13 protein-coding genes are annotated in these 16,931 nt (G+C 55.5%); 9 read left to right on the top strand and 4 right to left on the bottom strand.

What is annotated here, in order from left to right:
* Nucleotides 1-5: 5 nt before the first annotated feature.
* The 6 genes from ABD931_RS11560 to ABD931_RS11535 all read left to right on the top strand — a co-directional run bounded on the left by ABD931_RS11560 (nt 6) and on the right by ABD931_RS11535 (nt 7,097).
* Nucleotides 6-1,388: a glycosyl hydrolase gene (locus ABD931_RS11560; RefSeq protein WP_345267151.1), complete on the top strand. Its 1,383-nt coding sequence runs from the start codon at nt 6-8 to the stop codon at nt 1,386-1,388.
* Entirely contained in the window at nt 1,385-2,218 is an 834-nt protein-coding gene (locus ABD931_RS11555) for a sugar phosphate isomerase/epimerase family protein (protein ID WP_345267149.1), read from the top strand. The genes ABD931_RS11560 and ABD931_RS11555 overlap by 4 nt, the downstream gene beginning before the upstream one ends.
* Nucleotides 2,219-2,239: 21 nt before the next feature.
* On the top strand, nt 2,240-3,385 hold the full coding sequence (locus ABD931_RS11550) for a Gfo/Idh/MocA family protein (RefSeq protein WP_345267147.1): 1,146 nt from the start codon (nt 2,240-2,242) through the stop codon (nt 3,383-3,385).
* Nucleotides 3,386-3,468: 83 nt separating this feature from the next.
* Nucleotides 3,469-4,239, top strand: a complete 771-nt coding sequence (locus ABD931_RS11545; RefSeq protein WP_345267145.1) for a 3-ketoacyl-ACP reductase — start codon at nt 3,469-3,471, stop codon at nt 4,237-4,239.
* A 200-nt stretch (nt 4,240-4,439) separates the two neighbouring features.
* On the top strand, nt 4,440-5,825 hold the full coding sequence (locus ABD931_RS11540) for a Gfo/Idh/MocA family protein (RefSeq protein WP_345267143.1): 1,386 nt from the start codon (nt 4,440-4,442) through the stop codon (nt 5,823-5,825).
* Nucleotides 5,826-5,837: 12 nt separating this feature from the next.
* Nucleotides 5,838-7,097 carry an MFS transporter gene (locus ABD931_RS11535; RefSeq protein WP_345267141.1) on the top strand — a complete coding sequence of 420 codons (1,260 nt, stop codon included), beginning with the start codon at nt 5,838-5,840 and terminating at the stop codon, nt 7,095-7,097.
* A 78-nt stretch (nt 7,098-7,175) separates the two neighbouring features.
* On the opposite strand, the gene ABD931_RS11530 is transcribed toward ABD931_RS11535, so the two are convergent.
* Nucleotides 7,176-7,901: an NUDIX hydrolase gene (locus ABD931_RS11530; RefSeq protein WP_345267139.1), complete on the bottom strand. Its 726-nt coding sequence runs from the start codon at nt 7,899-7,901 to the stop codon at nt 7,176-7,178.
* Nucleotides 7,902-8,056: 155 nt separating this feature from the next.
* Here ABD931_RS11530 and ABD931_RS11525 point away from each other — a divergent pair, with 155 nt between their 5' ends.
* Nucleotides 8,057-8,437 (top strand): hypothetical protein, encoded by a 381-nt coding sequence (locus ABD931_RS11525; RefSeq protein ID WP_345267137.1) that lies wholly within the window; start codon nt 8,057-8,059, stop codon nt 8,435-8,437.
* Between the two features lie 163 nt (nt 8,438-8,600).
* On the opposite strand, the gene ABD931_RS11520 is transcribed toward ABD931_RS11525, so the two are convergent.
* Complete coding sequence (locus ABD931_RS11520; protein ID WP_345267135.1) at nt 8,601-10,142, bottom strand: DUF1501 domain-containing protein; 1,542 nt, start codon at nt 10,140-10,142, stop codon at nt 8,601-8,603.
* Nucleotides 10,143-10,146: 4 nt separating this feature from the next.
* Entirely contained in the window at nt 10,147-11,508 is a 1,362-nt protein-coding gene (locus ABD931_RS11515) for a DUF1800 domain-containing protein (protein ID WP_345267133.1), read from the bottom strand.
* A gap of 475 nt (nt 11,509-11,983) precedes the next feature.
* Between ABD931_RS11515 and ABD931_RS11510 the strand changes: the two genes are divergently transcribed.
* Entirely contained in the window at nt 11,984-12,736 is a 753-nt protein-coding gene (locus ABD931_RS11510) for an SDR family NAD(P)-dependent oxidoreductase (protein WP_345267131.1), read from the top strand.
* 73 nt (nt 12,737-12,809) lie between these two features.
* Here the strand turns inward: ABD931_RS11510 and ABD931_RS11505 are convergent, their stop codons facing one another.
* Nucleotides 12,810-15,638 carry a glycoside hydrolase family 2 protein gene (locus tag ABD931_RS11505; protein WP_345267129.1) on the bottom strand — a complete coding sequence of 943 codons (2,829 nt, stop codon included), beginning with the start codon at nt 15,636-15,638 and terminating at the stop codon, nt 12,810-12,812.
* Nucleotides 15,639-15,813: 175 nt separating this feature from the next.
* Between ABD931_RS11505 and ABD931_RS11500 the strand changes: the two genes are divergently transcribed.
* Nucleotides 15,814-16,917, top strand: coding sequence for a Nif3-like dinuclear metal center hexameric protein (locus tag ABD931_RS11500; RefSeq protein WP_345267127.1), 1,104 nt, complete (start codon nt 15,814-15,816; stop codon nt 16,915-16,917).
* The last annotated feature ends 14 nt before the right edge of the window (nt 16,918-16,931 follow it).

Below are 16,931 nucleotides of genomic sequence, written 5' to 3'. Positions count from 1 at the left end.
ATCGAATGATTCAGATCGACTACGCCTTACAATCTGCCGATTTATCCAAAAAACTCGCCCGCTTCTGGGAGCTATCCGGACAAAAAATTCAACTGATCGAGAGCCAGTACGACGTTTCCAAAGGCTCACCTGTTTTTACCGTACAAGGCCGGTACACTACCCGCGGCTGGACCGAGTGGACGCAGGGCTTTCAGTTCGGCTCAGCCATTCTGCAATACGACGCCACCGAAGACGAATCCTTTCTGGAGTCGGGCCGGCAGAAGACGCTCCGGGTCATGGCCCCGCACATCAGCCACATCGGTGTTCATGATCACGGGTTCAATAACGTCAGCACCTACGGCAACCTGCTGCGGCTGATGCAGGAAGGCAAGGTTGGCTTCAATGAGTGGGAAAAGAACTTTTACGAACTGGCCCTGAAAATCTCCGGAGCCGTGCAGGCCAGCCGCTGGACCACTACCAAGACTGGCGGCTACATTCACTCTTTCAACGGCCCGCACTCCCTCTTTGTCGATACCATCCGCTCCTGCCGGGCCTTGATGCTTAGCCACCGGCTGGGTCACGTGTTTCAGGCAGAGAACGACGTAAAAATCAATCTGCTCGACCGGGCCTTACAGCACATCAAAGCCACCGCCGACTACTCGGTTTTCTACGGCGAAGGCCGCGACTCCTACGACATCTGGGGCCGTACCGCCCACGAAAGTATATTCAATACCAAAGACGGCAATTTCCGCTGCCCCAACTCGCAGCAGGGCTACTCCGGCTTTACGACCTGGACCCGCGGGCTGGCCTGGGCCATGTGCGGCTTCCCCGAAGAACTCGAATTCCTGACCACGCTGGACGACAGCGAACTGGACTTCTTCGGCGGCCGCGAGGCCATCGAAGCGTATATGCTGAAAGCCGCCCGTGCCACCTGCGACTTTTATATCGAGCATACACCCGTCGACGGTGTTCCCTACTGGGATACCGGTGCCCCTAACCTTTATAAACTCGGCGACTACCTGAGCCGCCCGGCCGATCCGTTCAACGAACACGAACCGGTAGATGGGTCAGCGGCTGCCATCGGAGCGCAGGGCCTATTGCGGCTGGGCCGGTATCTGACTCGCAAAGGCGATATAGAAGCCGGTCAGCGGTACTGGCAGGCGGGTCTGACAGTACTAAACACCATCCTTGACGAACCCTACCTCAGCACCGATCCGAATCACCAGGGCCTGCTGCTGCACTCGATCTACCACCGTCCGAACGGCTGGGATTATGTGCCCGAAAGCAGTAAAATACCGTACGGGGAATCGAGTATGTGGGGCGACTACCACGCCCGCGAAGTAGCGCTGTATCTCCAGCGTATCATTAACAAAGACCCTTATTACACCTTTTTCGGAGCCTTACAATGAGCGCCAACCCCCTGACCGACCTATCGCGGCTCTGTGTGCATACCATCACCACCAAGCCGTGGACCATTGAAGAAGCTGCTATCCACTACTCGAAGATGGGTATTGGCGGCATCACCGTCTGGCGCGACACCCTCGCCGGACGTTACATCCGCCATACCGGGCAAATGCTCCGCGATGCCGGCTTGACAATCGTTTCGCTCTGCCGGGGTGGCTTCTTCCCCAACGCCGACGCAACCGGCCGGCAGGAAGCCATTGACGATAACCGCCGGGCCATCGAAGAGGCCGCCGAACTGGGCGCTCCCCTTATTGTATTGGTCTGCGGAGCCGACCCGCGCCAGCCCCTGACCGAATCCCGCAGACAAATTCAGGATGGCATCATGACCGTGCTGCCCCAGGCCGAAGCGGCCGGGGTAAAGCTGGCGATTGAGCCCCTGCACCCGATGTATGCCGACAACCGCTCGGCCATCAACACCCTGGCGCAGGCCAACGATATGGCCGAAGCCATCAACTCACCCTGGGTGGGCGTGGCGGTAGACGTATACCACCTCTGGTGGGACCCGGCACTGGAGCAGGAGATTGCCCGCTGCGGCCGGAACGGCAATCTGTACGCCTTCCATATGTGCGACTGGAAAACGCCCACTGCCGACTTCCTGCTCGACCGGGGCCTGATGGGCGAAGGCTGCATCAACGTCCCGCAGATTCGCCACTGGGTCGAAGCAACCGGTTTCAACGGCTTCAATGAGGTGGAAATCTTTTCGACCACGCATTGGGCCAAAGACCAGCACGTTTTTCTTGAAGAAATTAAGCAGGCGTACCTGCACCATTCATAATAACCAACCTAATTTACCCCCATGCACGTACACAACGTAGGTATCATCATGAACGGCGTAACCGGCCGGATGGGTACCAACCAGCACCTGCTGCGCTCCATTGCCGCCATTATGAAACAGGGTGGCGTAAAAGTGGGTGCCGATGAAGTGATCATGCCCGACCCGATTCTGGTCGGCCGCAATGCCAATAAGCTGGCGCAGTTGTGCGAACAGTCCGGCGTTCAGAAGTTCACTACTAACCTGGATGAAGCCCTGGCCGACCCGAACAATAGTATATACTTCGACGCACAGACGACCGGCCGCCGGGCCGATGGCGTACGAAAAGCCGTAGAAGCCGGCAAGCACGTATATTGCGAAAAACCCACGGCCGTCAGCACCGAAACCGCGCTGGAACTGTACCGGCTCTGCAAAGACGCCGGACTGAAAAACGGCGTGGTGCAGGATAAACTCTGGCTGCCGGGCATCATGAAATTGAAGCGACTGATCCAGAATGACTTCTTCGGCAAAATCCTGTCGGTGCGGGGTGAGTTCGGCTACTGGGTGTTTGAAGGACATACCGTTCCGGCCCAGCGGCCATCGTGGAACTACCGCAAGGAAGACGACGGGGGTATTATTGTGGATATGCTTTGCCACTGGCGCTACGTACTGGACCAGGTGTTTGGTAAAGTAAAAGCCGTTTCCTGCCTGGGTGCCACCCACATTCCGGAGCGCATCGACGAGCAGGGGCGTCCCTATAAATGTACCGCCGACGATGCCGCCTACGCTACCTTCGAGCTGGAAAACGGCATCATCGCCCAGTTCAACTCATCCTGGACCGTGCGCGTTCGGCGCGACGACCTGCTGACCTTACAGGTCGACGGTACCAAAGGCTCCGCCGTGGCCGGTTTGCGCGAGTGCTATATTCAGCATTACGGCAATACCCCCAAACCCGTCTGGAACCCGGATATTGAGCAGCCGATCAAGTTCTTCGAAGGCTGGGCGAAGGTTCCGGAGCAGGAGCTTTTCGACAATGCGTTTAAAGCGCAATGGGAACTGTTCCTGAAGCATGTAGTGAAAGATGAGCCGTTCCCCTGGACACTGTACGAAGGGGCCAAGGGCGTTCAACTGGCTGAGAAAGGGCTGGAAAGCTGGGCAAAACGCTGCTGGGTTGACGTACCGGAGCTATGAGCAGGGGGCTTGGGGCAGGGAGCATGGGGTTTTGGTTTTACCCCCTGCCCCAAGCCCCTTGCCGCTAAACACAATCACCAACCATGAAAAAAATAGCGTTTGTCACCGGCGGTAGCCGGGGTATTGGGTTTGGTATTGCTGAACACCTGGCAAAAAACGGTTTCGACCTCGCCATTAATGGTGTCCGACCAGAGGAATCGGTTACCGAAGCCCTGAACCAGTTGCGGCAATCAGGTGCCGAGGTTATCTACTGCCAGGGCGATATTGCCTCACGCGAAGCGCGGGAAACGATGCTGGCACAGATTAAAAATCATTTCGGGCAACTGAACGTGCTGGTCAACAATGCCGGCGTTGCCCCAAAGGAACGTCGGGATATTCTGGAAGCAACGGAAGAAAGCTTCGATTACGTCATATCGACCAACCTGCGGGGAGCCTACTTTCTGACGCAGGCAGCCGCCAACTGGATGATTAAGCAACAACAGACAAAAGATGACTTCTTCGGGTGCATCATCAACGTATCGTCCATCTCCTCGACTGTCGTATCCGTCAACCGGGGCGAATACTGCATAGCAAAAGCAGGACTGAGCATGGCCACGCAGCTCTTTGCCGCCCGGCTGGGTGAATTTAATATCCCGGTTTATGAAGTTCGGCCGGGCGTTATCAAAACCGATATGACGGCGGGCGTCACCGAAAAGTACGACCGGCTCATTGAAGGCGGTCTTTGTGTGCAGAAACGCTGGGGCTACCCCGACGATGTGGGTAAAGCCGTAGCAGCTCTGGCACGCGGTGACTTCCCCTACTCTACCGGACAGGTGATCATGGTCGACGGCGGCTTAACCATGCCCCGCTTATAAGCTTTTCCGACCAGGCAAGTAGGGTTAACACTTTTTTTGATTTAGAGATTGGAAGACGTTGGATGTTAGACGTTAGACATTGGACACTGGACACTGGACGTTAGACTAATAGCTGGTTACCAAAGTTTTTGTTCGTTAGAGTAGTCCAACATCTATTGTCTAGCGTCCAACGTCTTAAATAAAAACCCTTATACCCTCCCATGAAAGACAAACACGATTCAAGAAGAGAGTTCCTGAAGAAAGCGACGGGTGGCTACCTGGCCGCCATTACCGTGCCCGCTATGGCCACGGCAGGCAATGCGCCCCTGATCGGCAGCAGTAACGTGATGCCGACCATCATTCCGTCGCGGGTGTTCGGTGCTAATGACCGCATCCGGGTAGCAGTCCTTGGTGTTAACGGACGGGGGAAAGACCATATCGCTGGTTACATGCGTCACCAGGCGAATAACGTAGAGGTAGTTACCCTGTGCGATGCCGATAATGTAGTGCTACAGGAGCGGGCGAAGGAGTTCGAAACCAAATACAGCAAGAAGGTAAAGACCGAACAGGATCTGCGCCGGGTGTTCGACGACAAAGAAGTCGACGCCGTCAGCATCGCCATGCCTAACCACTGGCACGCGCTGGCGACCATCTGGGCTTGCCAGGCCGGTAAGGATGTGTACGTCGAGAAACCCGGTTCGCATACCTTCACCGAAGGCCGCCGGATGATCGAAGCCGCCGAGCGCTACGATCGCATTGTGCAGCATGGCGTTCAGCTCCGCAGTTCAGAGGCTATTAAGGAGGCCATTCAGCACCTGCGCAACGGCACTATCGGCAACGTGTATATGGCGCGGGGGCTGGTGTTTAAGTGGCGTCCTGACATCGGCAACCAGGGCAACTCGCCCGTTCCCGAAGGCCTAAACTGGGACCTGTGGCAGGGTCCGGCGCAAGCGCGGGCGTTCAGCAAAAACTATGTGCACTACAACTGGCACTGGTTCTGGGACTACGGCAACGGCGACATCGGCAACCAGGGTATCCACGAAACCGACCTCTGCATGTGGGGTCTTGACGTAGGGCTGCCCGAAGAAATCTCCTCCTCCGGCGGCAAGTTCCTCTGGAACGACTGCAAGGAGACCCCGGAAGTACTCACGACCACCTACAAGTATCCCAAAGAAGGCAAGGTGATCCAGTTCGAGGTGCGCCCGTGGATGACCAACAAGGAAGACGGCGTCGAGGTAGGCAACATCTTCTACGGCGATAAAGGCTATATGGTCATCAACGGCTATGCCGATTACAAGATCTACCTGGGCCGCGACCGGCAGCCGGGACCCGCCCGCAACGCCGGCGGTGATCACTACAAGAACTTCCTAGACGCCGTGCGGGCGCATGACAAGAAGCTGCTGAACGGGCCCGTCGAAACGGCACACCTGGCATCGGGCATTGCGCACCTGGGCAACATCTCATACCGCCTGGGCCGCACGCTGAAGTTTGATCCGCAGAAGGAACAATTCATCGGCGATAAGGAAGCCAACGCCATGCTCACCCGTAAGTACCGGGCACCGTATGTCGTACCGGATACTATAGCAGGCCCTTTAACCAAGCGATGATTTCACTTCTTTATGCTTAACCAACCTGTCACCCGCCCGGATACCACGGTTCAACCCAGCGTAATCCGACAGTTGTTAACGATACCGGTCATGGTTGCGGCCCTCGGCTACCTGGTCGATATGTACGACCTGTTTCTGTTCAGCGTCGTGCGCGTCCCCAGCCTCAAAGCCATTGGCGTAACCGGCGACGCGCTTTTGTCCGACGGTATCTTTCTGCTCAACATGCAGATGACCGGCATGCTGATCGGGGGTGTGCTTTGGGGGGTCATGGGTGACAAACGGGGCCGTTTATCTGTGCTGTTCGGCTCTATCCTGCTCTACTCACTGGCCAACATCGGCAACGGCCTGGTAAATACGGTGGGGCAGTACGCGCTGCTGCGGTTCATTGCCGGGGTGGGCCTGGCCGGGGAATTAGGCGCGGGCGTTACGCTGGTGACGGAGGTGCTGCCGAAAGAAATTCGCGGGTATGGTACCACTATTGTGGCGACGATGGGCGTACTGGGCGCCATTCTGGCTTACTTCATGGCCGACCTTTTCGACTGGCGCATTTCATACTTCATTGGGGGTGGCCTGGGGCTGATGCTGCTCGTACTGCGGATCAATGTGTTTGAATCTGCTGCTTTCGTAAGGGCTAAAGAGAAAAACGTGCAGCGGGGCAATCTGCTGATGCTCTTTAATAACAAGGCTCGCTTTCTGAAATACCTGCAATGCATTCTGATCGGCCTACCGATCTGGTTCGTGGTGGGAATCCTGATCACCTTCTCCCCTGAGTTCGGGCAGGCGCTGGGTCTGTCGGAGCCGGTGGTGGCCGGTAAAGCGGTCATGCTGGCCTTTACAGGGCAGGTGTTCGGTGATATTGCCAGTGGTTTCTTAAGTCAGTACCTAAAGAGTCGGAAGAAAGTGATCCTGCTGTTTGTGCTGCTGTCGGCGGTATTTATCGTGGTATACCTGCTGGTACCGGTCAAAGACATTACGGCGTTCTACATAATCTGTACGCTGCTCGGCTTTGCCAACGGGTATTGGGCCTTGTTCGTCACCATTGCCGCCGAACTGTTCGGCACCAATCTCCGCGCTACGGTAGCCACCACAGTGCCCAACTTCGTGCGGGGAGCCGTTATCCCCCTGGCTGGGCTCTTTACCCTGTTCAAGCCGTCGCTGGGAACCATTGCCAGCGCCCTGGTTGTAGGAGCCATAACCCTGGCCGTCGCCCTGTTTGCCCTTGCTTACCTGGAAGAGACCTTTAAGAAAGATTTGGATTATGTTGAAAAGTAGACCCGATTAGCTACCAGGCAATATACGGGCGGCCAGTATCCTCAACGGAATACCGGCCGCTCGTATATTGTCCCACTCCTACCGCGCAAACCGGTACAGATAGGGTGCCTTGTTTGCCGCGCCCGTATATTTCTTCTCCAGCCGTTCCAGCACATTCATGTCCAGAATCTTCTTCTGAAAATTATTACGGGCAAACGGCTTGTCATAGATGGCTTCGTACAGTTCCTGCACCTCCCGCATGGTAAACGTTTCGGGCAGCAGGTTAAAAGCAATCAGCTTGTTGTCGAGGTTCAACCGCAGGGTATCGAGCGCTTTGGCCACTATCTCCTTATGGTCCATGATCATCGGTGGCAATTGTTTAATGGGATACCAGCCGATAGACGCATCAATCTCTTGCTTCTGCGGTACTACCTTATTGATGTCGACCAGCGCGTAATACCCGATCGAAATAAATCGCCGGGTTACCCACTCAAACTCTTTCTGATTGAACCGTTTAGCCCCCAGGATTTCTTCGTTTAATTCAATCAACCGTTCCAGGAACGGTTTGTTGGTTCGCCCCGTGTCGCCAAATACCCAAAACTGCTCCAGGTAAATGTCTTTGATGCCGGTTCGGGATGCGAGTATGCGGTGGGCGGCCTCATCAATGCTCTCGTTCTGGTCGATAAAGCCGGCGGGCAGCGCCCAGAAATCCCCCCGGAAATTGAGTTTGGGGACTAAAACCTTAAGCTGCCGGTCCTGATAGCCAAAAATGACACAGTCAATCGATAATTGCTGAATATAATTTTGCTCACTGGGAGTTTGCATAAAGCGAAGATACTACCCAAAAATTTATTGTCTATTTTTTAGACAATAAAAAGCTATATTTTTACCTTTGCTTATCACTTGGGGCTCCGAAGTGGTTGGCTCCCCCACTATCTTAAAAGTCACCTGTTTCATTTCAAGTCAAATCCTTTTCAATCATGAAAAAAGTAAGTTTCTTTTTCTTCGTTCTGCTGCTGGGTGTTGCGGTTACCGGCATTTCACAAACAACTTCGCTGGCCGACTTCTTTGCCGGCAAATGGGAGATTACCGTAGTAGGAACGCCCAATGGCGACGCCAAATTTGTAACCAATCTGACCCGCAAAGACGGTAAACTCACCGGTGAACTGAAAGACCCGACCGGTAAGAATCCGGAGGCCATCCCCATCGAAAAAATCGAGGAAGAAGCCAACAAGATTACCATCTATTTCACCGCACAGAGTTACGACGTAAATATTGCATTGGAGAAGATAACCGATGACGACCTGAAAGGCTCCCTGCTGGGCATGTTCGACGCTACCGCCAAGCGCGTGAAAGAGTAAAACGCACATTACCTGAACAGCCGGGAGAATGGTGGGTAGTCACCATTCTCCCGGCTGTTCGGCTCTCTCTTATCTCCTTTCCTCCCCCAGGCAACTACCGGTGGTATTCCGTGTCTGGTCTGCCGGGCACCTGAACCCAATCAACAGGTAACCATTGCCGTATTTACGCTTTAATCAGGCGCAACACCTTCCGGGCGGCATCCGTTTGCAGGCTATAGAGGTAATAACCCGGAGCCAACCCGTAACCCGTTAACTGAACGGTATATACCCCTTTGTCGTGGTGTCCTTCCCGCAGCACCATTAGCTCCCGCCCCTGCATATCGTACAGGCACAAGCGGGCATACTGTGCCGTACTGAGGGAATACAGAATCTCGGTGACATCCTGGAAGGGATTAGGCGTATTCTGCTCCAGCACCACCCCATCGGCTGAAGCCAGCGGTGCTGAGGTGCGCCGGAAAATAGGCAGGGTCTCAAATTCCTGACCCAGAATACGCTGAGTCGTAGCCGCATCTACACCCAGATGGTCCCGCAACACACTGGCATACACCTGCCGGAAATCATTGGTAAACTTCAGATCTCCGTTGCTATCCAGATCATTCAGGTTAGGGGCCGAACCCACCAGCCCACCCCGTACGGTATTGCCCACCACAAACAGGGGGGCCGCCGTACCATGGTCAGTACCCGTGGTGCCGTTCTGGTTTACCCGCCGGCCAAATTCCGAGAAGGTCATAACCGTCACCCTGTTAGCCAGTCCCTGCCGGTCGAGGTCTTTCTGAAACGCTGCCAGGGCATCGGCCATCGTTTGCAGCAGGTTTGCATGCGCCCCGCTGGTCACGTTGCCCGTATTTACCTGCCCCGCGTGGGTATCAAAGCCGCCTAGGGTGGTCAGGTATACCGGGGTCTGCATACCACCGGCAATCAGCCCGGCCACAATGGCCAATTGCCGACCCAGACCGGTATTGGGGTAGGTAATAACGTTCTTGCCGGCATCGGCCTTTTTTTTGATGATCTCTGAGTACTGAACAGACTGTGCCGCTACCTGCTGTAAGAACCTAAGCTCATCGCCGGCCGGCGTATCCAGCGCCGTATTTGTTTCGACTGGTGTTCCTTTCACCAGTTGGTAGAAGGCTTCCGGATTATCAAATACCACCCCCGTTGATCCGAGTTGACTCAGCGTCAGCATAGACTCCGCCGACCCAATCTGAATAGCCATCGGCTGCTCAGGCAACACCATCGGGAATTGCGGGAACGCTTTGGCCAGATACCGGCCTATCCACCCTTCGGTCCAGTACTCATCGGCGGCTGAACCCGACAGCCAGATGTCCGTAGACCGGAAATGGGAGCGGTTGGGGTTCTGATAGCCTACGTTCTGCACCAGCGATACCTTTCCCTGATCGTAGAGCTCCCGCAGGGCTTTCAGGGCCGGGTGGAGTCCCAACTTATCCGTTATGGGTAGCACCTGAGTCTTGGGAATGGCTAATGTCGGCCGCCTGGCATAGTATGTGTCATGCTGGTAGGGTACTACCGTGTTGAGCCCATCATTGCCCCCCGAAAGCTGCACCAGCACCAGAATGCTTCCGTTGGTAGCTTCCCACGCCAGTTGCAGCGGGTTGTAGGCAAACGCCCGCAGGGGCATATTCTGCAGGCTGAACGCTACCCCACCCGAGAGCAGACCCAACCGGCGGATAAATTCGTTACGTTTCATGGGCTTAACAGAGTTGGTATTCGGGCTGGCGCATCAGCGTGCGCAGAAATTTTTGAATCCGCATATCCGCCATCGGCGTGTTGGTCGACCAGTTCTCCACGGTGGTACCGTCCAGCAGCGTCTCCAGCATAAAATCCAGCTTTTGGGCGCTGAGAGAAGTCTGCAGGAGGTATTGGGTCGTATCGCTGACGAACAGACGAGCTTTCTCGGCACTGGCAAAGCTGCGGGCGTAGGCCAGTGCATCGACCATAAAGGGCAGACGCTGGCCATTAGCCCGCCGGCCGTTGATGAGCGAATCGGAAAAACTCCCCCGCTGGGGTAAGGTGGTAGAGGTAATCCAGTCGCGCTGCCCTACCCAGCCCTGCACATTGGGCGGGTTGAATAACTGCTGCTGAAGAATGCGGCCGGTTTCGGCAATGTACCCCCAGTCGGGGTTAGTAATGTTCAGGGCTTTCAGCGTTCCAATCAGCAGTTCGGTGGGTGACTTGATTTTGGCACCCCGGTAATCGGGCCGGTAGAACTCCTCGGAGGTAAATAGAAACACCAGCAGGGGTTTCAGCGCATAGCCGCCCTGGCGCAAAACGGCGGCCATTTCTTTAACAAAAGCCTCGTTGGGTTTGTAATAGACAAACTCCTTGTAGAGCTTTCGGCAGAGGAATTCAGCGCAGGCCTCTTTGGTAAAAACAATATCAATAATATCGCTATAGGTAAAGTTGCCGGTCTTTCCCAGGAAGGTCTTTGGCGAATCGGCAAAAGAAGCTTTGTTAAAACTGGCGTTGAGGCCTTCGACCCGCCAGCCGGTAAGCGCCAGCGCGGCCTGTTTAACGTCAGTTTCGGTATATTGCCCGATACCGAGCGTAAACAACTCCAGCAACTCACGGGCGTAGTTCTCGTTGGGGGCATTGCGGTTGTTGAGCCGACCATCCAGATAGATGAGCATGGCCGGATCAATGGTCACTTCTTTGGCTAACTGCTGGAAGTTACCAAAAGCAAAGCGCCGGAACAGCGCCTGCTGCTGGTACATGTGCTGGGGAAAATTCACCTTATCCCGCTCGGACGTAAAGTGGTTATGCCAGAACAAAACCATCTTTTCACGCATGCTGGTCCGCTCCGAGAGCATACGCTGGAGCCACCAGAAGGTGAAGTCCCGGTAACGGTTCCCATCTACAGTCGGGTTATTGGGTACGGGTGCTTCGCTGACCCAACTGCCGGGTGGCTCCGGCAGGGGTTCTTCCGCCAGCAGACGCTGTTGGATAAAGTCGGCCGCAGACGTAAATGAGAGCGCCTGATCGAGATCAGTCCGGGTATAACCGAAGAGCGTGCGCGTGAGCAGGTGACGGGCCCGCTCCAGGTTCCAGAGTTGCATTATTCAAACACAGTAAATCTCTTGTTTCTATATTATCAAACGAGTTAACTCTTTTAAACCAGAACCCCAATGTGGGGCACATACAAGGCTACCTTTGAAATATTTTCAGCTAAATATACTGATTTTCAGTAACCTCCAAACATTTTTCGCACTGTCTTTATCAAACAGTTTTTCCGTGAAGTTCGAGCGAAAGCCCGATCAGCCATTGCCTTTTTAAAAGCAACGACCGGAACAAAATATAACAAAGGCAAGGTCTACCGGCCTGAAGTCTGAACGGTACTAGGTGAATGCCTATCAATGCAGATAGGGTATATTACCCCAGTTCGCAGAAACGATCATTGTAGACTGTTACTTCCAGCTTCATGCCCGTGGGTAACCTATCCAAAGCTACTCGAACCTGACCAGTTGTGGAAGTCGGTCGACCTTTTCGGCACAATGGATAATCTCTGTATGTTTACGGTGAAGAAGAACGCTGATGAGAAAAAAAGTAATTGTGCTGGGCGGAAGTTCGGGAATTGGCAAGGCCACCGCCGAACGGTTTGCCCGCGAAGGCTGGCAGGTACTGCTGACGGGTATCGACCCGGCGCAGTACGAAGAAACACGGCAAAACCTGCCGGGTGAAGGGCATCAGGCTCTCCGGCTGGATGCCCGCAGCAGCACAGACATTCAGCGGTTGACCGAAACCGTGGAACGGGACTTCGGCCGGATCGACGCTTTTATAAATAGCATCGGTATCGCGCAGAATCTGCCTGTCGTCGGCTCGGATTTTCAGGCCTGGGATACTGCCCTGCAAGTCATGCTTTATGGATCGGTTCACCTGTGCCGGGCGCTGGTGCCCCTGCTGAACAACGGTGGCCGTATCATTCATATCACCTCCATTCACCACCACCGGGTGGCCTTTGGCAGTTCAGCCTATGGCATGGCCAAAGCGGCCCTGACGCAACTTACCCGCTCCCTGGCCATCGAGCTGGCTCCCCGAAACATCCTGGCCAATGCCATTGCGCCCGGTTTTGTCGATACGCCCCTGTCGATCAAAGCCGATGGCCAAAATGAGCTGGCAAGTGAGTGGTTCACCGATAACTATATCCGGTACGATCACCTGCCGCTGAAACGGGCAGCCCAGCCCGAAGAGATCGCCGGGGTGGCTTGGTTCCTGGCCGGGCCGGATGCCGGCTACATCACCGGTTCGGTGCTGACGGTGGATGGCGGACTAACCATTACGTTTTAACGCACCTTCTAACGATACAGGTACTCAGACTACTGCAAAATCCGCAATCCGAGATCCCAAATCCACAATCCCATTACTTCAACACCAGCACTACGGTTGGGTCGATGGGGTAACGGCCGAAGTCGGAGCCGTAAAGGGCGAGGCCACCGGGCAGTCCGTCATCTACGGCCAGGCGGATGAGCAGTTCGCCAGTCTGGGCGGCTTTGCGCAGGGCTTCGGCAGCAATGGGCACGCTCAGGCGGTAGCCGTACGAGCCGGCTTCGTTGAGCTTGCGGTTCTGCGGCTGCGCATGCCAGGACAGAATACCCCGGTGGTCGCCGGGATCGTCGGGCAGGTCATAGCGACCGCTGTTTTCGCCGTTAACCCACACGGTTACGGCGCTGGGAAATCGAGTCTCATCAGTTTGCGGGTAGGCATTCGGGTTGCGGCTGGGGTCGGCGGTGCCTCTGCCGAGCATGTAGTCGCCCTCGATCTTACCGTCCCCCATATCCTTACCGAACAACTGCTTCGCTCCCGCTTCCATCACTAGTGAGGCCATGGCTACATTGGCCAGGTTGATATCGCGAGGTACAGCCACCCGGTATTCGAAATAGCCGCTGCCGGCCCCGTTTACCTTCTTGCCGTCCAGCACATTCCACTGCTTCCGGCTCCAGTTGGCGTCTTTGAACGATGCGACCGGAAACTGGATCAGCCGGGCTTTGCGGCCATCGGCCAGCGCCAGTTCACGGGGCGCGGGTGCATCAACCACGAAGGTCATGAAATTGCGGTGGTGAACCGTACCACTGCGGTCTTTAAGTTGCAGAGCCAGGATGGCCACGGATTTCTCGTTGGGAATCGGCACCCGCAGCGAATCCAGCGCCCGCTGCATCCACGGCTGGTAGGGTATGTCCTTATCCGACATCCACCAGGTTTTTTCCTGCCCCAGCGCATCCCAGCCGTACAGTTTGGCACTCACCACCAAAGAATTGCCCAGATCGTTTCGGCCGGTCATGAAGGAGGCAAACAGCGGAACGGCGGCCGTGGTGCCGGGTTTTACGGTACGGGTGATGTCCTGCCCCGTCGAGATGTACAGTGGCGCGTGAAAATCGCGCAGGCTCATGCCGGGCACCAGTTCGTCGAGACCGGTCATCTTTTCGGTGCGGTCGTAGCGGTAGTAGCCGTTCCATTCGTTAATCACGTCGTGGTGTTCGGTATACAGCCAGCCGGCTACCTGCGGGTACTTGCGGAAGGTGTTGATGGCGCGGTGGTAGTCGTAGGTATAGTCTACATCGCCGGTGCTGCCATCGTAGCCCCAGACATTGCCAAACTCGGAGTTGATGTTTGGCTGACGGGCCTGCTGATAGCCTTTCTCGAAATTTGCGGCAGAGCCGGGGTACAGGTTTTTGGTCAGTTTGGCCAGGTGCTCTTCCCAGCCGTAGCCGGGCAGGTATTCGTGCCAGGAGTTCAGGTCGGTTTCGGTATGGCCGCGACCGCAGCAGACGGAATTATCCTCCACAATCCGGGTGCTGTCCAGCGACTTCGCCAGGCGGTATACCGAGGCTACCCATTTCTGCGTTTCGGGCGTGTATTCGGCTACCTCCTTACCGTTTACCTTCTTTTTGGTGGTCAGGCCCCAGGTTTCGTTAAAGGTGATCCAGGAGAAAATAGCCGGGTGGTTATAGTCGCGCTTAATCATCTCCCGCAGCGTGTATTCCGATTCTTTCTGCATGGGTTCGTCGGGTTGCCCCCAGCTATTCGGCAGGTCCGACATCACCAGCACGCCCAGTTTGTCGGCCCAGTACAGCTTGCGGGGAATATCAGCTTTAATATGCGTCCGGATACCGTTCAGCCCGATCTGCCGGGCCAACAGGATTTCGTTGCGCATAAAGGCATCACTCGGGAACGTATAGTACCCTTCGGGATGATACGACTGGTCGAGGGCCAGTTGCAGATAAACGGGTTCGTTATTGAGCGCCACGTATGGAATATTCGTGCCCGGCATATCCATCACCGAAATCTTGCGCATCCCAAAATAGCTGTTCAGCACATCATCCGTTGTACCGCCCCCGCTCAGCCGGGCCTCCACCGTGTGCAGGTACGGATCATCCAGGGTCCAGCGCCGGGCGTTGGGGATGGCTACCTCAAACGCTACCTGCTGCCGGCCTTTGGGTATGTTCTGCGTGGCCGTAATCGGGCCATTATTGGTGTTAATACGCAGGTTCAGTCTGAGGTCTTTCTGCGCTGCTTCGGGCAGGTAGGCAGTTACCCGCACTTTGTTTTTGTCTATGTCAGGGGTAAAATGCAGCGCATCGAGGTAGGCATCGCCCCGGCTTTCGAGGTAAATGGTTTGCCAGATACCACGGGCATTGCCGTAGCCCTGCTTGCCGTAGAGGGTGAAATCGCGCCGTTTGTCATCCACCCGCACCACCAGCTTCTGCGGCTGTCCCGGCTTCAGAAAACGCGTCAGTTCAAACGAAAACGGGGTGTAGCCGCCCTGGTGCTTGCCCAGCTCCTGCCCGTCGAGCCAAACCGTTGTGAGCCAGTCGCTGGCCCCGATGGTCAGAAACACCCGCTGGCCTTTCCAGTTGGCCGGCACGGTAATGGTACGCTGGTACCAGGCAATATCGGCTTCGTCTTTCACGCCCGACAGCGGAGCGCCCCAGGGAAAGGGCACATTAATGGACAAAGGAAACTGCTGCGTACCGCTAAACCAGCGTTGCTGCAACCCCTGATCGTTCGGGTCAAAGCGAAACGACCAGAGGCCGTTCAGGTTGAGCCAGTTGGCCCGTTCAACATCCGGCCGCGGATGTTCGGGCAACGGCATAGAAGGGCTGGCTTGTAAGACCGGCGACTGGCTTTGGACCAGCCAGGGCATCAGGATCAGGAAAAGGGCAAGAAAAGACCGTGAAATTCTGGAACGCATGGGTCGTTTAGGTGTATCTGTTTAGTAAAGCGTTTGCACCGGATTTTTACTATTGTAAAGTAAACATTGGACGCTGGACATTAGACGGCAGACCACGCCCACCGTACGGTCACGTCTACTGTCCAACATCTAACATCCAACGTCCATTTCTGAACAACTCCGTATCTTTGGCCGTATGACAACAACCCTTCGTACCCTCGCCCGCTCCCTCGAACAATGGGCTCCGCCGGCCTACCAGGAAAGCTACGACAACGCCGGTCTGATCGTCGGTGATCCCGATGCCGGCGTTACCGGCGTACTGGTTGCCCTCGATGCCACCGAAGATGTTGTAGAGGAAGCCATCCGCAAAGGCTGCAACGTGGTAGTGGCCCACCACCCCATTGTGTTCAGGGGGCTCAAAAAGCTCAACGGCCGCAACTACGTGGAGCGGGCGGTGATCAAAGCCATCAAAAACGATGTGGCCCTGTATGCTGCCCATACCAACCTCGACAACGTGGTTGGCGGGGTAAATTACAAAATTGCCGAAAAACTAGGCCTGGAAAACGTCCGGATTCTCGCCCCAAAGAACCAGGTGCTGACGAAACTGGTCACGTTTGTGCCCATTGCCGATACGCAGAAGGTCCTGGATGCCCTGTACGCAGCCGGTGCCGGAGAAATCGGACAATACAGTCATTGCAGCTTTCGCGTTGAAGGTACAGGTACGTTCAAGCCGGAAGAAGGTGCCGACCCGGCCATTGGGGAAGTAGGTCATGACGAAACCGTGAACGAGCACCGCATCGAGGTCATTTTTTCGTCGCACCAGCAGAGCCAGATCATGCATGCCCTCCGTCAGGCGCATCCGTACGAAGAAGTAGCCCATTACCTGACGTTGCTGAACAACGAGAATCAGGAAGTTGGCTCCGGCGCGGTAGGCGAACTCCCCAAACCGCTGAACGAATACGAATTTCTGAACCACCTCAAGAGCAGCATGAACCTGCCGGTTATCCGCCATACCCCGTTGCGGGATCGGCCTGTCCGGCGCGTAGCCGTCTGCGGAGGAGCCGGTGGTTTCCTGCTGACCGATGCCGTTCGGGCCAGCGCCGATGTGTTTGTCACCGCCGACTACAAGTACCACGAGTTTTTTGATGCCGACGGCCGGATCATCATTGCCGACATTGGGCATTACGAGAGCGAAGTCTTTACAAAAGAGCTGATTCAGGAGTATTTATCGAAAAAATTCACTACCTTTGCGGTAAATTTATCCGAAACGGTGACAAACCCCGTCCGGTACTTTTTGTAGCACAAAACCTACTC

The sequence above is a fragment of the Nibrella viscosa genome (genome assembly GCF_039541875.1).
Lineage (GTDB): Bacteria > Bacteroidota > Bacteroidia > Cytophagales > Spirosomataceae > Nibrella > Nibrella viscosa.
Note: the sequence above shows the minus strand (reverse complement) of the source record. Positions and strands in the feature narration are given on the sequence as shown.

Bases quoted from the DNA above. Each gene is read 5' to 3' on its own strand.
- ABD931_RS11525 (WP_345267137.1), top strand. From the start codon at position 8,057: ATGAAAAAAGTAAGTTTCTTTTTCTTCGTTCTGCTGCTGGGTGTTGCG.
- ABD931_RS11535 (WP_345267141.1), top strand. From the start codon at position 5,838: ATGCTTAACCAACCTGTCACCCGCCCGGATACCACGGTTCAACCCAGC.
- ABD931_RS11555 (WP_345267149.1), top strand. From the start codon at position 1,385: ATGAGCGCCAACCCCCTGACCGACCTATCGCGGCTCTGTGTGCATACC.
- ABD931_RS11550 (WP_345267147.1), top strand. From the start codon at position 2,240: ATGCACGTACACAACGTAGGTATCATCATGAACGGCGTAACCGGCCGG.
- ABD931_RS11540 (WP_345267143.1), top strand. From the start codon at position 4,440: ATGAAAGACAAACACGATTCAAGAAGAGAGTTCCTGAAGAAAGCGACG.
- ABD931_RS11505 (WP_345267129.1), bottom strand. From the start codon at position 15,638: ATGCGTTCCAGAATTTCACGGTCTTTTCTTGCCCTTTTCCTGATCCTG.
- ABD931_RS11545 (WP_345267145.1), top strand. From the start codon at position 3,469: ATGAAAAAAATAGCGTTTGTCACCGGCGGTAGCCGGGGTATTGGGTTT.
- ABD931_RS11560 (WP_345267151.1), top strand. From the start codon at position 6: ATGATTCAGATCGACTACGCCTTACAATCTGCCGATTTATCCAAAAAA.
- ABD931_RS11510 (WP_345267131.1), top strand. From the start codon at position 11,984: ATGAGAAAAAAAGTAATTGTGCTGGGCGGAAGTTCGGGAATTGGCAAG.
- ABD931_RS11520 (WP_345267135.1), bottom strand. From the start codon at position 10,142: ATGAAACGTAACGAATTTATCCGCCGGTTGGGTCTGCTCTCGGGTGGG.
- ABD931_RS11530 (WP_345267139.1), bottom strand. From the start codon at position 7,901: ATGCAAACTCCCAGTGAGCAAAATTATATTCAGCAATTATCGATTGAC.
- ABD931_RS11515 (WP_345267133.1), bottom strand. From the start codon at position 11,508: ATGCAACTCTGGAACCTGGAGCGGGCCCGTCACCTGCTCACGCGCACG.
- ABD931_RS11500 (WP_345267127.1), top strand. From the start codon at position 15,814: ATGACAACAACCCTTCGTACCCTCGCCCGCTCCCTCGAACAATGGGCT.